This window comes from Halopseudomonas nanhaiensis (assembly GCF_020025155.1).
GTDB classification, from domain to species: domain Bacteria; phylum Pseudomonadota; class Gammaproteobacteria; order Pseudomonadales; family Pseudomonadaceae; genus Halopseudomonas; species Halopseudomonas nanhaiensis.
Window position 1 is genome coordinate 790110 of record NZ_CP073751.1, and the last position, 15297, is coordinate 805406.

General features: G+C 62.0%; 10 protein-coding genes. 7 read left to right on the plus strand and 3 right to left on the minus strand.

Annotated features, from left to right (window positions below; all coding sequences use genetic code 11):
• Positions 1-1374: a DNA repair protein RadA gene (gene radA / locus KEM63_RS03580; RefSeq protein WP_223654831.1), complete on the plus strand. Its 1374-nt coding sequence runs from the start codon at positions 1-3 to the stop codon at positions 1372-1374.
• Between the two features lie 93 nt (positions 1375-1467).
• On the opposite strand, the gene KEM63_RS03585 is transcribed toward radA, so the two are convergent.
• Both KEM63_RS03585 and ettA read right to left on the minus strand, forming a co-directional pair.
• Positions 1468-1833: a PilZ domain-containing protein gene (locus KEM63_RS03585; protein ID WP_223654832.1), complete on the minus strand. Its 366-nt coding sequence runs from the start codon at positions 1831-1833 to the stop codon at positions 1468-1470.
• 140 nt (positions 1834-1973) lie between these two features.
• Positions 1974-3638, minus strand: a complete 1665-nt coding sequence (gene ettA / locus KEM63_RS03590) for an energy-dependent translational throttle protein EttA (protein WP_223654833.1) — start codon at positions 3636-3638, stop codon at positions 1974-1976.
• A 178-nt stretch (positions 3639-3816) separates the two neighbouring features.
• Between ettA and KEM63_RS03595 the strand changes: the two genes are divergently transcribed.
• The 5 genes from KEM63_RS03595 (at position 3817) to KEM63_RS03615 (ending at position 12409) form a co-directional block, all read left to right on the plus strand.
• On the plus strand, positions 3817-7656 hold the full coding sequence (locus KEM63_RS03595) for an EAL domain-containing protein (RefSeq protein WP_223654834.1): 3840 nt from the start codon (positions 3817-3819) through the stop codon (positions 7654-7656).
• A gap of 101 nt (positions 7657-7757) precedes the next feature.
• The gene (gene glyA, locus KEM63_RS03600; protein WP_223654835.1) at positions 7758-9014 is read left to right on the plus strand and encodes a serine hydroxymethyltransferase; all 1257 of its coding nucleotides are present in this window, start codon (positions 7758-7760) and stop codon (positions 9012-9014) included.
• A 157-nt stretch (positions 9015-9171) separates the two neighbouring features.
• Positions 9172-9924: a substrate-binding periplasmic protein gene (locus KEM63_RS03605; protein ID WP_223654836.1), complete on the plus strand. Its 753-nt coding sequence runs from the start codon at positions 9172-9174 to the stop codon at positions 9922-9924.
• Between the two features lie 120 nt (positions 9925-10044).
• Positions 10045-11364: a YjgN family protein gene (locus tag KEM63_RS03610; RefSeq protein WP_223654837.1), complete on the plus strand. Its 1320-nt coding sequence runs from the start codon at positions 10045-10047 to the stop codon at positions 11362-11364.
• Positions 11357-12409, plus strand: coding sequence for a M48 family metallopeptidase (locus tag KEM63_RS03615; RefSeq protein WP_223654838.1), 1053 nt, complete (start codon positions 11357-11359; stop codon positions 12407-12409). Before KEM63_RS03610 ends, KEM63_RS03615 begins: the two co-directional genes overlap by 8 nt.
• Positions 12410-12440: 31 nt before the next feature.
• Here KEM63_RS03615 and mqo read toward each other — a convergent pair whose 3' ends face one another.
• Positions 12441-13928: a malate dehydrogenase (quinone) gene (mqo, locus tag KEM63_RS03620; RefSeq protein WP_228744799.1), complete on the minus strand. Its 1488-nt coding sequence runs from the start codon at positions 13926-13928 to the stop codon at positions 12441-12443.
• Positions 13929-14133: 205 nt separating this feature from the next.
• Between mqo and thiO the strand changes: the two genes are divergently transcribed.
• A complete protein-coding gene (gene thiO, locus KEM63_RS03625; protein WP_223654840.1) occupies positions 14134-15234 on the plus strand; it encodes a glycine oxidase ThiO in 1101 nt (366 codons plus the stop codon).
• Positions 15235-15297: the final 63 nt, after the last annotated feature.

The window sequence follows — 15297 nt, forward strand, 5'->3', positions numbered from 1 at the left end:
TTGGCAAAAAGTAAGCGGATATACGGCTGCACGGAATGCGGCGCTACATCCAGCAAATGGTCCGGCCAGTGTGCCGAGTGTCAGGCCTGGAATACGCTGGTCGAAACCGTGGTCGATACCACTCCAACCGGTGGCAGCGCAGCGGGGCGCAGCAGCAACTGGGCAGGTGAACAGGCTCAGGTCCGCACTCTGGCCGAAGTATCCACCGAAGAAATGCCTCGGCAGGGCAGTGGTTCGTCGGAACTCGACCGTGTGCTCGGAGGCGGGCTGGTCGCCGGCTCGGTCGTACTGATCGGCGGAGACCCCGGTATCGGCAAATCGACCATTTTGTTGCAGACACTCTGCCGCCTGGCCCAGGACATGCCTGCGCTCTATGTTACGGGTGAAGAGTCTCAGCAGCAGGTGGCCATGCGTGCCAGAAGACTGGGCTTGCCGGAAGACCGCCTGAAGGTGATGACTGAAACCTGTATCGAGAGCATCGTTGCCACGGCGCGACGGGAACAGCCGAAGGTGATGGTGGTGGACTCGATCCAGACAATCTTTACGGAGCAGTTGCAATCCGCCCCCGGAGGCGTGGCGCAGGTGCGTGAAAGCGCAGCGCTGCTGGTGCGGTATGCCAAGCAGAGTGGCACGGCGATCTTTCTCGTTGGCCACGTGACCAAGGAAGGAGCGCTGGCCGGTCCACGGGTACTCGAGCACATGGTCGACACCGTGCTGTATTTCGAAGGGGAGTCCGACGGACGGTTGCGCATGCTCCGGGCGGTCAAGAATCGCTTCGGTGCGGTGAATGAACTGGGCGTGTTCGCCATGACCGACAAGGGACTCAAGGAAGTGTCCAACCCGTCGGCCATTTTCCTGTCGCGCTACGAGGCGCCTATCCCTGGAAGCGTGGTCATGTCGACCTGGGAAGGCTCCCGGCCGATGCTGGTCGAGGTGCAGGCACTGGTCGATACCAGTCATCTGGGCAACCCGCGCCGCGTCACCCTGGGTCTGGACCAGAACCGCCTGGCCATGTTGCTCGCCGTGCTGCACCGCCATGGGGGCGTGGCGACCTACGATCAGGACGTGTTCGTCAATGTGGTCGGCGGGGTGAAGGTGCTGGAAACCGCTTCGGATCTTGCGTTGCTCGCGGCTGTCATGTCCAGCCTGCGCAGCCGACCGCTACCGATGGACCTGATGGTGTTCGGCGAGCTGGGATTGTCTGGCGAGGTCCGACCAGTGCCCAGCGGACAGGAGCGCCTGAAGGAGGCGGCGAAGCATGGCTTCGCGCGCGCCATCGTTCCGAAAGGGAATGCCCCGAAGGAAAGCCCTCCCGGGATGACGGTGGTGCCTGTCACCCGGTTGGACGAAGCACTGTCGGCGATCTTCGAATAGAAGAAAAAATTGGTTTGAGGCGGCCGGGCAGTTCCGTCCCGACCATCACCGCGTGCGGCTCTGAAAATTGCGGGCGACGTCAGGCCAGGACGGTCACCTGGGCTCCAGAAGCGTGGCCAGTTCGCGCTCCAGACAGGCTTCATCATTCAGGTTCAACGCGATCAGCCGCCGAAGGTGACTGATCGAATCCAGATCGATGTGATCGCAGCGAAAGCCGAGCAGACCTTCCTCGTGATGAACCAGCGTGGTTTCCATGCGGATCTGGTTTCCTTCCGACAGGTTGATAATTGCCAGAAACGGCTCGTGCGGGTTGGCCGGGACCCAATCTTCGGGCTGCTGCACAAGCAGGCCGCGAAGCGAAACATCGAGGAGCTGCACCGTCATGCCCATGGCGTCCTGCTGCAACACGGTGTCTGCATCGAACGGAATGCGGGTGAAACGGCGCCTTTCATCGGTCATGGAGCACTACCTCCGGAGCGAGGACTACTGAATGTCATTCTCACTATAGTCAGATCGCGCCGAGCGGGTGGGAGAACCGCTGGATAGTCGGCGCGCCTGCTTCAGGAATGCAGCGCCGGTCGCCCGGCGCTTGCAGGCGGTCAGGCCAGCTTCTTGTACTTGACCCGGTGGGGCTGTGCTGCGGCGTCGCCAAGGCGCTTCTTGCGATCGGCTTCGTAGTCGGTGTAGTTGCCTTCGAAGAACACCACCTGCGAGTTGTCCTCGTACGCCAGGATGTGCGTAGCGATACGGTCGAGAAACCAGCGATCGTGTGAAATGACGATAACCCCGCCGGGGAAGTCCAGCAGCGCCTCTTCCAGAGCCCGCAGGGTCTCGACGTCGAGATCGTTGGATGGTTCGTCGAGCAGCAGCACGTTGGCGCCTTTCTTCAGCGTCAGGGCCAGGTGCAGGCGCCCGCGCTCACCGCCTGAGAGGTCCTTGACGAACTTCTGTTGGTCGGCGCCCTTGAAGTTGAAGCGGCCTACATAGCCGCGCGACGGCATCTCGTAGTTGCCGACCTTGATCTGGTCGAACCCGTCCGACACCTGCTCCCACACCGTCTTGCCACCTTCGAGGTCGTCGCGGCTCTGGTCGACGCTAGCGATTTCAACCGTGTCGCCGATGTCGATGCTGCCCGAATCCGGCTGCTCCTTGCCGGTAATCATGCGAAACAGGGTCGACTTGCCCGCGCCGTTTCCGCCGATCACGCCGATGATGGCGCCCTTGGGCACGCTGAAAGAGAGGTTGTCGATCAGCAGCCGATCGCCGTAGCCTTTGCTGACGTTGTTGAATTCGATGACCTTGTCACCGAGGCGCGGACCGGCCGGAATGTAGATCTCGTTTGTCTCGCTGCGCTTCTGGAATTCCTGCGACTGCAGTTCCTCGAAACGCTGCAGGCGGGCCTTGGACTTGGCCTGACGGCCTTTGGCGCCCTGACGTACCCACTCCAGTTCTGCCTTCATCGCCTTGGCGTGGGACGATTCCTGCTTGGCCTCCTGAGCCAGGCGCGCCGCCTTGGATTCGAGCCACTGCGAGTAATTGCCTTCGAAAGGAATCCCGTGCCCGCGGTCAAGCTCGAGAATCCAGCCGGCAACGTTGTCGAGGAAGTAGCGATCGTGGGTGATTGCCACCACGGTGCCGCTGAAGTCATGCAGGAACTGTTCGAGCCAGGCGACGGAATCGGCATCCAGGTGGTTGGTCGGTTCGTCGAGCAGCAGCATGTCCGGTGCGGACAGCAGCAGACGGCATAGCGCAACGCGGCGCTTCTCGCCTCCGGACAGGTGTTCGATCTTCGCGTCCCATGGCGGCAGGCGCAGCGCATCGGCAGCGACTTCCAGCTGGCGCTCGAGATTGTGCCCATCCGACGCCTGCAGTATCGCTTCGAGCTTGGCCTGCTCGACAGCCAGCGCATCGAAATCTGCGTCCGGCTCGGCATAGGCGGCATACACTTCATCCAGACGGGTCTGGGCCTGCTTGATCTCGTCCACCGCCTCTTCAACTATGTCCCGAACGGTCTTGCTCGGGTCAAGTTCCGGCTCCTGCGGCAGATAACCTACCTTGATACCCGGCATCGGCCGTGCTTCGCCGTCGATTTCCGTATCGACCCCGGCCATGATCCGCAGGAGTGTGGATTTGCCCGAGCCGTTGAGACCCAGTACGCCAATCTTGGCTCCCGGGAAGAACGACAGGGAAATATTCTTGAGGATTTCACGCTTCGGGGGCACGATCTTGCTTACCCGATGCATGCTATATACATATTGGGCCATGAGGGCATAACCTGCTGATCAGAGGAAACGGGATTCCCGCTCGGGAAATGGTGGCAAGGCTAGCCCAACTGAGTTCCCAGGGCAAACACCCTCCTGCGGCCCGACATCCGACGCTGCGGGTCGATTCTCCCGATGAAAGCGGTATAGTGGCCAATTGATACACAATAAAGACAGCTCGATGCCCAACGATACCGCGTCCGGTTCAAACCGGCCGCCACCGGATGACCGCCGTCCCCTTGCCATCGGGCTGACTCTGGTCGCCATCGCCGGGACGCTGCTCGCCTGGCTGATGGTCTGGCAGGCCTGGCAGGATTATCGCGTCCTGCGCAACCAGCATCAGGTGCAGGTCGAGGAGAGCGTCTGGGCCATGGCGGAGCAGTTGGGCGTCAACCTGACGCTCAAGTCGACTGCCGCCGAACATATCCTGCATCAGACACGGTCTGCAGAGGGCGGCATGCCGGCTTCCCTGCAGGAGCTCATCCCCGGCCTCATCGAAGTGAGGCACGTCACCCCCGATTCGCAATTGATCGACCAGCCGCTCGCGCCATGGATGCCCATGTTGCGCCGGCTGAGTCTTACCAACCAGCCTTACGCCATCGAGTTCGATCCCACACAGCGCCTGGTCTACTGGCTTATCGGAGGCCGAGATCCTGGTGAGTTCTGGGTCATGCTGGTGCGCGAGGAGGCCATCTCGGCGATGCTATGGAGCCACCCGGCGAGCGGTTTCAGCTGGCTGATCGAAGATGCAGGACAGGTGAGGGTGCTCGCCCGTCAGGAGTCCGGCGAGCTGATCTATGTGGACGAGCCGGCGCTCAATGCCGAGGAGCGCGAACGGGTGGCGGTCAGCGCGCCGGTCGAGGGAACGCTCTGGCAGGTCCGCGGCCTGATCGACGAAGGGTACTACGAGTCTCGCCTGGGACGCCTGATCATCACCAAGGCGGTGATCGTTGCAGCATTCGTTGCGGTGTTGCTGCTGGCTGTGTGGCTGGTTGCGCGGATGCAGTACGCCAACCGCCGCCTCGCCTATCGCAGTCAGCGTTCCCGCGAGGGGCTGGTGGAGGCCGAACGTCGCTACCGCGACATCTTCCAGAGCGTGGGGATGGCGCTGTGTCAGCTCAATCTGGCCGACCTGCGTGAGCATCTCGACCGGCTGGGCTTGCGCTCAGCGGCCGACCTGGACGCCTGGCTTGAAGCCGTCGACTCGCATTCCGAGCTGCTGCAACACATCCGTGTCGTCGACGCCAACCGCAATACCCTGGAACTGCTCGGTCTGGATTCCGTACCGCAAATGGAGGTCATCCTTCAGGCGGACGAGCCTATCCGCAAGGGCGGTGCCCGCTACGCGCTGATGCTGGCGCTGATCGATCGGCAGGAGCGACTCGAACTGGAAACGCCCATGCGCACCGCGCGCGGGGCGTTACGCTACGTCTGGATGGTCATGCGACTGCCCGAAGATCTGGCCGACTACTCTGCCGTGACCATGAGCATCTCCGACATCACTGCCCGGCGGCAGGTCGAACTGACCATGATCGAGCGCGAGCGGTTCTGGTCCGGAGTGGTGAAGGCGGTACCGGACATCGTCTTCATCAAGGACATGCAGCGTAATCAATTCGTGTTCTCCAACCGTTCGCTGGCGCAGGCGCTGGGCTATACGGAAGAGGAAGAGTCCGGATTCGGCCCCAGCTATCGCGACGAGATGGTCCATCCGGATGACCTCGAGTACGTTCTGGTGAATCGAAACCTGCAGCAGGTGCTGCCCGACGGAAAACTGCTCGACTGGCGCAATCGCTGGCGCCACAAGGACGGCAGCTGGCACTGGTTCAACGTCCGCATGAAGGTGCTGTCGCGGCTGCCCGACGGGCGCGCGCATCAGCTCATCGGCATTGTCAAGGACGTCCATCAGCAGACGCTGATGACTGAACGGCTGAAGACCGGCGAGCAGCGCTACCGGTTGCTGGCGGAGAACATCAGCGACGTGATCTGGGCCACCGACGAAGCGTTCGAGCTCAACTACGTCAGCCCGTCGGTCAAGCGTGCGCTCGGTTACGAGCCGGAGTTCCTAATCACTCACGGCTTCGTCGAAGTGGTGGCCGGCACGCGGTTCAACCGGTTCATGGGCGCGATGCTGCGCGAGCTGCAGCCAAGGATCAGCAATCCGGAAAGCGCCGCCCTGCTTTGGCGGGAGGGCTTTCATCGGCAGACGACCTTCGACTGCATCAAGGCAGACGGTCACACCATACCGGTCGAGCTACGCGTATCGTTGATGTGGGACCCCTCCGGGCGCTTTCTGGGGATGCTCGGTATCGCCCGTGACATCAGCGAGCAGCGTCGTACCGAGAACCGCCTGCGGATGGCGGCAACGGTGTTCGAGAACACCACCGGAGCGATATTTGTTACCGACCCGGCCGGTTACATCGTCCAGGTGAATGAAAACTTCTCGCAGATCACCGGCTACGACTCGGTAGAGGTGATCGACCAGACGCCTCAGGTCTTTGCCTCCGGGGTGCATGAGGAGCATTTCTATCGTAACGTTCTGACCGAGATGCAGCGCGAGGGGCGGTGGGAGGGCGAGGTCTGGCAGAAGCGCAAGAACGGCGAGATATTCCCCTCGTGGGCCGGGATCACCGCGGTTCAGGACAGCGATGGGGATCTGGTCAGCTACGTCTGCTTCTTCGTCGATATCAGTGAGCGCAAGGCCAGCGAAGCACGCATCGAAAGTCTCGCGTATTACGACGCCCTCACCGGGCTGCCGAACCGGGCACTGTTTCAGGAGCGCCTGTCCAGCGCGCTCAAGGTGGCAGGACGGCGCAACGAGTGGATCGCGGTTCTGTTCCTCGACCTCGACCGATTCAAACCCATCAACGACACCATGGGTCACGCCGCGGGCGACGTCATGCTCAAGGAAGTCGGCCAGCGCCTGCAGACCTGTATTCGCGAAAGCGACACTGTCGCCCGCATGGGTGGGGACGAGTTCACCATGCTGCTGGCAGGGCTGACCAGCCGCGAGTCGGCCATGCGTGCGGGCATCAGCGTGGCCGAGAAGATCCTTGAGCAGCTCGCACCTGCCTTCATATTGCAGGAGCGTGAATTCTTCATCAGTGCCAGCATCGGCATCGCACTGTCACCACAGGATGGCACCGAAGGCAGTCAGCTGTTGCAGAATGCCGATACGGCGATGTATCACGCCAAGAGCGCCGGCAAGGATACGTTCCAGTTCTATCAGGCGGAGATGAATGCCCGCGCACTGGAGCGGCTCAGTCTGGAGAACGATCTGCGCAAGGCGGTTCACGACGATGCCTTCACGCTGCACTTCCAGCCGCAGTTCGGCTGTGTCAGCGGTGAACTGACAGGTGTGGAGGCGCTGCTGCGCTGGCAGCATCCGACGCTGGGCGCGATCTCGCCTGCGGTGTTCATACCGGTTGCCGAAGAGATAGGGCTGGTCTCTGCCCTGGGCGACTGGGTGCTGGACCGGGCCTGCCGGCAGATGGCCGAGTGGCACGCGGCCGGTCATCCCCAGCCACGTATGGCGATCAATCTGTCCGGTCGCCAATTTGCCGAAGGTCGGCTGGCCGAGCAGGTGGCCAGGGTTATCCGACGGTACGATTTGCATCCGTCGTGCATCGAGCTGGAACTGACCGAAAGCATCCTGCTCCGGGATGTCGAAGAGACCATGCAGACGCTGGCTCAGCTGAAGGAGTTGGGCGTGCATATCGCGGTGGACGACTTCGGGACCGGCTACTCATCGCTCAATTACCTGAAGGACTTTCCGATCGATACGCTGAAGATCGACCGTAGCTTCATCCAGGCGATGCATGCCGGCAGCCGTGATGCCCGGCTTGCTGAAGCCATCATTGCCATGGGACGTTCCCTGCAACTGATGGTCATCGCCGAGGGTGTCGAGACGGCCGAACAACACGAGCTGCTGCGCAGCTTCGGCTGTGACGAGGTCCAGGGCTTCTATCTAGGCAAACCAATGAGCGCCGAAGACCTGCGCGATAGACATCTGTCGCCTGCCTGAACAGGATTTCTCCTGCAGCTGAGCGCATTTCATGTGCCAGCCGGACTGCGTTGCGCTAAAATGCGCCCCTCTTTTTTGACACTCCTATCAGGGGGCCGAACATGTTTAGCCGTTCCAACGATATTGCCACCGTCGACGCCGAACTCTGGACTGCCATGCAGCAGGAGGCGCAGCGCCAGGAAGAGCATATCGAGCTGATCGCATCCGAGAACTACACCAGCCCTGCGGTCATGCAGGCGCAGGGTTCGGCCCTGACCAACAAGTACGCCGAAGGTTACCCGGGCAAGCGCTACTACGGCGGCTGCGACTACGTCGATATCGCCGAGCAGCTGGCTATCGATCGCGCCAAGCAGCTGTTTGGTGCCGACTACGCAAACGTCCAGCCGCACGCCGGCTCGCAGGCCAATGCCGCGGTGTTTCAGGCGTTGCTGACGCCGGGCGATACCGTACTGGGGATGAGCCTTGCTCACGGCGGCCACCTCACCCATGGCGCGGGCGTCAATTTCTCCGGCAAGCACTACAATGCCGTGCAGTACGGCATCAATACCGACACCGGTCTGATCGACTACGACGAAGTCGAGGCGCTGGCAGTCGAGCACAAGCCGAAGATGATCATCGCCGGTTTCTCTGCCTACTCGCAGGTCCTGGACTTCGCCCGCTTCCGTGCCATCGCGGACAAGGTCGGGGCTTATCTGTTCGTCGATATGGCGCATGTTGCCGGACTGGTCGCCGCTGGCGTCTATCCGAACCCGGTGCCGTTCGCTGACGTGGTGACCACCACCACGCACAAGACCCTGCGCGGTCCGCGTGGCGGCCTGATCCTGGCAAAGGCCAACGAAGCGCTGGAAAAGAAGCTGAATTCTGCAGTGTTTCCGGGTGGTCAGGGCGGTCCGCTGATGCACGTCATCGCCGCCAAGGCGATCTGCTTCAAGGAAGCGATGAGCCCCGAGTTCAAAACCTACCAGCAGCAGGTGGTGAAGAACGCCCAGGCAATGGCCGGCGTGTTCATCGAGCGCGGCTTCGACGTGGTATCGGGTGGCACGCAGAATCACCTGTTCCTGCTGTCGCTGATCAAGCAGGACATCACCGGCAAGGACGCCGACGCCGCTCTTGGCCGCGCGCACATCACCGTCAACAAGAACGCGGTTCCCAACGACCCGCGTTCGCCGTTCGTCACGTCAGGCCTGCGTATCGGCACGCCGGCGGTGACCACCCGCGGTTTCAACGAGGCCGATTGCCGCGAGCTGGCTGGCTGGATCTGCGACATCCTCGACAACATGGGCGATGAGTCTGTCATCGAGCGTGTCCGTGGCCAGGTTCAGCAGATCTGCAAGCGGTTGCCGGTGTACGTTGCCTGAGCTGCAGCCTCCCGCTTCACGCGGGATAGGTAACGGTCGATAACCAAACCCCCTGTCAGTTCGCTGCCAGGGGGTTTTTATATGTGGCAATTGGCCGCTTGGCAGGGGCTGCCTGGGGGGCTAGCATGGATGAAAACAACAACAAGGAGCGCTCGCCGTGAAGCGCCAGAGTTTTCTCCTCATTGCGCTCCTCTGCCTTGGCGTCAATGCATCGTCTCTGGCCGAGGATGTATCCACCAAGCCGCTCATTCAGGTTGGCCTGATGCCGTTTCCAGGCTATTCCTTTCTGGACGAGGACCGTCAGCCGGCGGGCAAGTCGGTCAAGCTGACGCGGTTGCTCCTCGAGCAGGCGGGCTACACGCACGAGATTCGCATTCTGCCCCCGGCCCGCATCTGGCGCGGTCTGGAAGACGGTTCCGTGCATGTCTGGCCCGGCGTCATCAGCAAGCCCGGCCTGGAAGAGCACACGCTGCTCACCGAACGGACGCTGGGGCTGGTGGGCATCAACCTGTACGCGCGTCCGGGGGCGCCGCTGCCCATCTGGCCAGAAGGCATTGCCGGCAAACGTCTTATTCTGATTACCAACTACACCTATACCAACGAGCTGTTGAGCACCTTGTATGACGTGACGCTGGGGGTGCGCTTCCATCGCGGAAGTTCGCACGCCGGTGCGGTCAACATGCTGCTGCGTGGGCGCGGCGATTATCTGCTTGATTACCGGGCTCAGGTCGACCCCATCGTCAAGCGGCTCGGCCTTGCGCCCCTGCCATTCGTGCAGGTCGCCGAGCAGCCGATGCGCTTCGTGTTATCCCGCCGCAGCGGCTTCGCTGAAGCGCTGAGGGGCGATCTTGATCGTGCCTTCGACGAGCTGGCGGCACAAGGTGTGGAGCTGGATGTGACGCGTCAGTGAGATTCACGATCATGTTGTTGCCAGCTTCGATGGCAAAGGTTTAGATTCGGCAACGCGAGTTATTCGCCGTTGGTAGAGCTACAGGGATGTCGGCGATCAGTTAAACCAGAGGAAGGTGAAATGAGCGAATTATACAAACTGCGCTACAGCGGCAATCGTGTGGGCGGGGTATCTGACGAGGCGGTGAGCGCCGAATTGGCCCGCCTGGGTTTCCAGTCAGGGCAGATAGAGGCGCTGCTGAGCGGGCGTAGCGCAACCATCAAGCGCCGGCTCGATTCCTCTCAGGCCAGAGCCTATCAGCACCGCCTCGAGCAGGCAGGACTGCTGACCCACATCGAGCGAGAGGATACCGTTGATTCGCCCGCAGCTGAGGTGCAGTCGGTCGCTGTCGCCTCGGCGCCCGCCCGGTTTGACGCCGCAGAGCCAACCCGCTCGATGGAACAGCAGCAGCCAACGGTGAGGCGGCTCGAGCCAGTCGAGTTCACCGGAAGCGGCAGCGAGTTTTTCGGGATCTGGATCGTCAATATATTCCTCATGATTCTGACCCTGGGGCTTTATGCGCCCTGGGCCAAGGTGCGTACCAATCAGTACTTCTACGGGCATACGCAGATCGATGGCGCCAGTTTTCAGTATCTGGCAGATCCCTGGGTAATTTTCAGGGGGCGGCTGGTGGCTATTGTCGCGGTCGCCGTCTGGGTCCTGGTGTCTGAACTCTGGCCGGTGGGCTCGCTTGTGCTGATGGGGCTATTCCTGCCGGCGTTCCCGTGGATTGTCGTGCGCTCGCTGAAATTTCATGCCGTCAACAGTGCCTATCGAAACATCCGCTTCGATTTCCGCGGCGGCTACCTCGCAGCCTTCATGGCGATGCTGGTCTGGCCGGTGGTCGCAATGCTCACGCTGATGATTGCCCTGCCATTGTCCATCTTCAAGACCCACGCGTTCATGGTCAACAACAGCTACTTCGGGACCATGCCGTTCCGCCTCAAGGCGAAGGCAAGTGATTATTATGTGTTTTTTCTGAGAATCATCGGCGTGGTGATCGGCTTTGCGGTCGTCGGCGGTATCGTCAGCCAGCTGGTCCACCCCGGCGCGGCAATCATCGTGGCCATCATCGGCTATCTGGCGCTGTTCGGGTATTTCATGGCTGGACTGACCAATCTGGTGTTCAACGCCACGGTACTCGGCCTGCACGGGTTCAGCTCGACCCTGAGCAAGCGGCGCATGGTCTGGATATTCATGAGCAACAGCCTGCTGATCGCTCTGACACTCGGGTTCTTCACACCGTGGGCCAAGGTACGCATGGCAGCCTACCGCGCCAGCTGCACCGAGGTCGCCGTGCATGGTGACCTGGACAGTTTCGTCGCCAGCGAAGTCAAGCATGCCAGCGCTGTCGGCCAGGAGATCGGCGAAGCCTTCGATCTGGGCGTATCGCTTGTCTGACGGCTGGCTCGGCGGGCAGTATTTCGATGGCCGGCGTAGCGCCGGTCATGCTGCGCGGCTGCGTCTGGAGGGCGATTGCCTGGTACTCATCCTGGCGGACGCGGTGCAGCGCTACCCGGCGCGCCAGGTCAGGCTCGGGATGCAGGTCGGCAAGGCCGCGAGTTATCTCTGGCTCGACAATGTGGCGATCTTCGAGTGTTCCGATCAGACGAGCCTGGCGGCCCTGGCTCGCGACGCGCGAGGCGCTCCCCGAACAGGTCTGCTGCATCGGCTGGAAACCAACTGGCGGCTGATTCTGGCGAGTGCGATGCTGGTCGCAGCCTTTCTTGTCGGCAGCATCATCTGGGGCGTTCCATGGATCTCCGGACTGGTTGCGCAGGCGGTGCCAGCGCATGTCGAACAGTGGGTAGGCGAGCAGTCGATGTCCACGCTGGACGAATACTGGCTTGAGCCCAGCGGGCTGGATGACCAGCGTCAAGCCGGTTTGAAGGAAGCCTTTGCCCCGCTCATGGCGTCGCTCAACAAGGCCTACCCCAACCGGGCGTGGAGGATCGAGCTGCGCTCCAGCGAAGCGCTCGGTGCCAATGCGCTGGCGTTGCCGGGTGGGATCATGGTGTTCACCGACGATCTGGTCGAACTGGCGGCTGACGACACCGAGCTGGTTTCCATTCTCGCGCACGAGGCAGGGCATGTCGTCCACCGGCATGGCCTGCGCGGTATTGTGCAAAGTTCGCTCGCGCTCTGGCTGATGATGTCGATAACCGGTGACCTGTCCGCAGCGTCCGATCTGACCACAAGCCTGCCCGCCATTCTGGCGAACCTGAGCTATGCGAGAAGCATGGAGACCGAGGCCGACAGTTTTGCTCTGGAAGTGCTGCTTGAACGTGACATTGATCCAGCGCATTTTGCCAGCATCATGCGCAGGCTGGAGGCCACGCATGGGCAGGGAGAGACGAGCCGAATCGGAGAGTTCCTGTCTACCCATCCGCCCACGCGGGAGCGCATCGAACGCTTCGATGAGGCGTCACAGCAGTTGAAAAGGTAAGGAGCCGGCGGGGGACCCGCCGGCCTCTTGCTCAGGCCTTTACCAGGCCCAACGTACGGAGGGTGCGGCCACGCACCTGCTTGAGCAGTTCAGCATCGTTGACCAGTGACTGACCGTAGGACGGGATCAGGTCGCGAATACGCGCTTGCCATTCAGGCGTAGCCAACTGCTCCTTGAAACAGCGCTGGAGTACGTCGAGCATGGCCTGCGCCGCGGTGGATGCACCCGGTGAAGCGCCAAGCAGCGCGGCCAGGGTTCCGTCCTTGGCGGCGACGATCTCGGTGCCGAACTCCAGCTTGCCGTGTCCCTGGGCATCCTTCTTGATGATCTGCACCCGCATTCCTGCATCCTGCAGCTTCCAGTCTTCCTCGCGTGCCTGCGGGAAATAGTCGCGCAGCGAGGCGACACGATCCTTGTGCGACTGAAACGACTCGGAAATCAGATAGCGGGTCAGGTCCAGATTGTCGCGACCCACCGCCATCATCGGTGCCACGTTGTATGGACGGACCGAAGAGAACAGGTCGAACACCGAGCCCTTCTTGAGGAACTTGGTGGTGAACCCGGCAAACGGACCGAACAGCAGAGCGGGCTCGCCATTGATGATGCGGGTGTCGAGGTGCGGTACGGACATCGGCGGCGCACCTACGGCAGCCTTGCCGTAGACCTTGGAGCGGTGACGCTTGACGATCTCCGGCTTCTGGCATACCAGCCACTGGCCGCTGACCGGGAAGCCGCCGTAGCCCTGGCTTTCGTCGATGTGCGATTTCTGCAGCAAGGGCAGCGAGCCACCGCCGGCACCGAGGAAGACGAAACGCGCGTTGAATTCCTTCTCGCCGCCGTTGGCGTCATCCTCGACCTTCACCCGCCAGGTGCCGCGCTTGCTCTTGCGCAGCGAGTCGACCGAATGGCGGAGATGCAGGTCGAAGCCTTCCTGTTTTTTCAGCCAGTCGATCATGTTGCGGGTCAGCGAGCCGAAGTCGACATCGGAGCCGTATTCGACGCGGGTAGCGGCGACCTTTTCGCTGGGGTTGCGCTGATCCATGACCAGCGGCATCCACTCGGCGATCTGCTCAGGCGAATCGCTGAACTTCATGTCGGCGAACAAATGGTGGGCGCTAAGCAGTTCCTGACGCTTGCGCAGGAATGCCACGTCCTTCTCGCTCCAGACAAAGCTCTGGTGCGGCGTGGGGTTGATGAACTTATTGGGAGCCGGAAGGATGTTCTGCTCGACCAGGTATGACCAGAACTGCAGCGATACCTCGAACGAAGCATTGATGCCCAGCGCCCTGTCGATGGTGATCGAACCATCAGGGGCTTGCGGTGTGTAGTTGAGCTCGCAGTAACCGGCATGACCGGTACCTGCGTTGTTCCAGCCGTCCGTGCTTTCGTGAGCCACGTGATCCAGACGCTCGACCAGGGTAATGGTCATTGCGGGATCGAGCTGTTTGAGCAACATTCCTAGTGTAGCGCTCATGACACCACCACCGACCAGCAAGACATCTACGTTTTTTGCTGTCATTAACATGTCGCCTCTTGCGAAAAACTGCGCCAATGATACCGGTTTCTCCGAGGCGGTAATACATACAAAACCTAGGCGAATAGTCTAAAAAAGAGGCCGGTCCAGAGCACATTGCGCGCACCGGCTCCTTGCTTCAGATCATGGCGATTCACCCTGAGGGTAGTTTAAGCTCGCCGCCTGGCAACACTGGAACAGAGAGAGCCTAATGCAGGATGTGATCATCGTTGGCGGGGGAATCATGGGCTGCCTCACGGCGCTGAACCTGCTCGAAGCAGGCGCTCGCGTCACGCTTCTTGAGCGTCAGCGGGCGGGGCGGGAGGCTTCCTGGGCTGGCGGTGGGATCGTGTCCCCGTTGTATCCATGGCGCTACGGCGATGCGGTGCAGGCGCTGGCAGTCTGGTCGCAAGGCTTCTATCCCCGGCTGGCAGCACAGCTTGCGCAGCGAACCGGGATCGATCCGCAGGTCAGCAGCTGCGGGCTGATGTGGCTGGATCACGCCGAACAGGGTCAGGCGCTGAGCTGGGCACGCAGCCAGGGGCAGCCACTGCGCCGCGTCGATTCGGATTTCATCTACCGTCAGGTGCCGAACCTTGCGCCGGGGTTCACGTCCGCCCTGTGGCAGGCTGATCTTGCCAACGTGCGCAACCCACGGTTGATGTCAGCACTGCTGGCCTGGCTTGCCGGCCATCGGCACTTCACTCTGCTGGAACAGTCACCGGCCACCGAACTGGTGGTGCGCGAAGGCCGGGTGGAGGGTGTGCGTACGTCCGCGGGCGTCGTCAAAGCCGGCGCGGTGGTGCTGGCCGCCGGCGCCTGGAGTGGCGACTGGCTGGCGCCCCTGGGGGTGTCGTTGCCGGTTCAGCCGGTGAAGGGTCAGATGCAGCTGTACCGGTGCGCGCCTGGCTGGTTGCCCAGCATGGTGTTGTTCGAAGGTCGCTACGCGATCCCCCGACAGGACGGGCATGTGTTGATCGGCAGCACGCTCGAGCACAGCGGCTTCGATGCCAGCACCACGGCCGAAGGGTTCGCATCGCTCCGCCAGTCGGCACTGCGATTGTTGCCGGCGCTGGCCGAGCTTCAGCCGGTAGGACAGTGGGCAGGTCTGCGGCCGGGGTCGCCGGATGGCATACCCTTCATCGGCCAGGTGCCGGGCGTGAGCGGGCTATGGTTGAATGCCGGACACTACCGCAACGGGCTGGTGCTGGCGCCGGCATCCTGCCGTCTGGCGGCCGACCTGATCCTGGGCCGTGCCCCGGAGATCGACCCGTCACCCTACGCGCCGGCCGAGCGATTGGCGCCCCGGTAGGCTGTGAGGCTCGTCGCCCCGGCCGGGCTTTGCGCAGGGAAACCACAAGGCGCCACCTGCGGC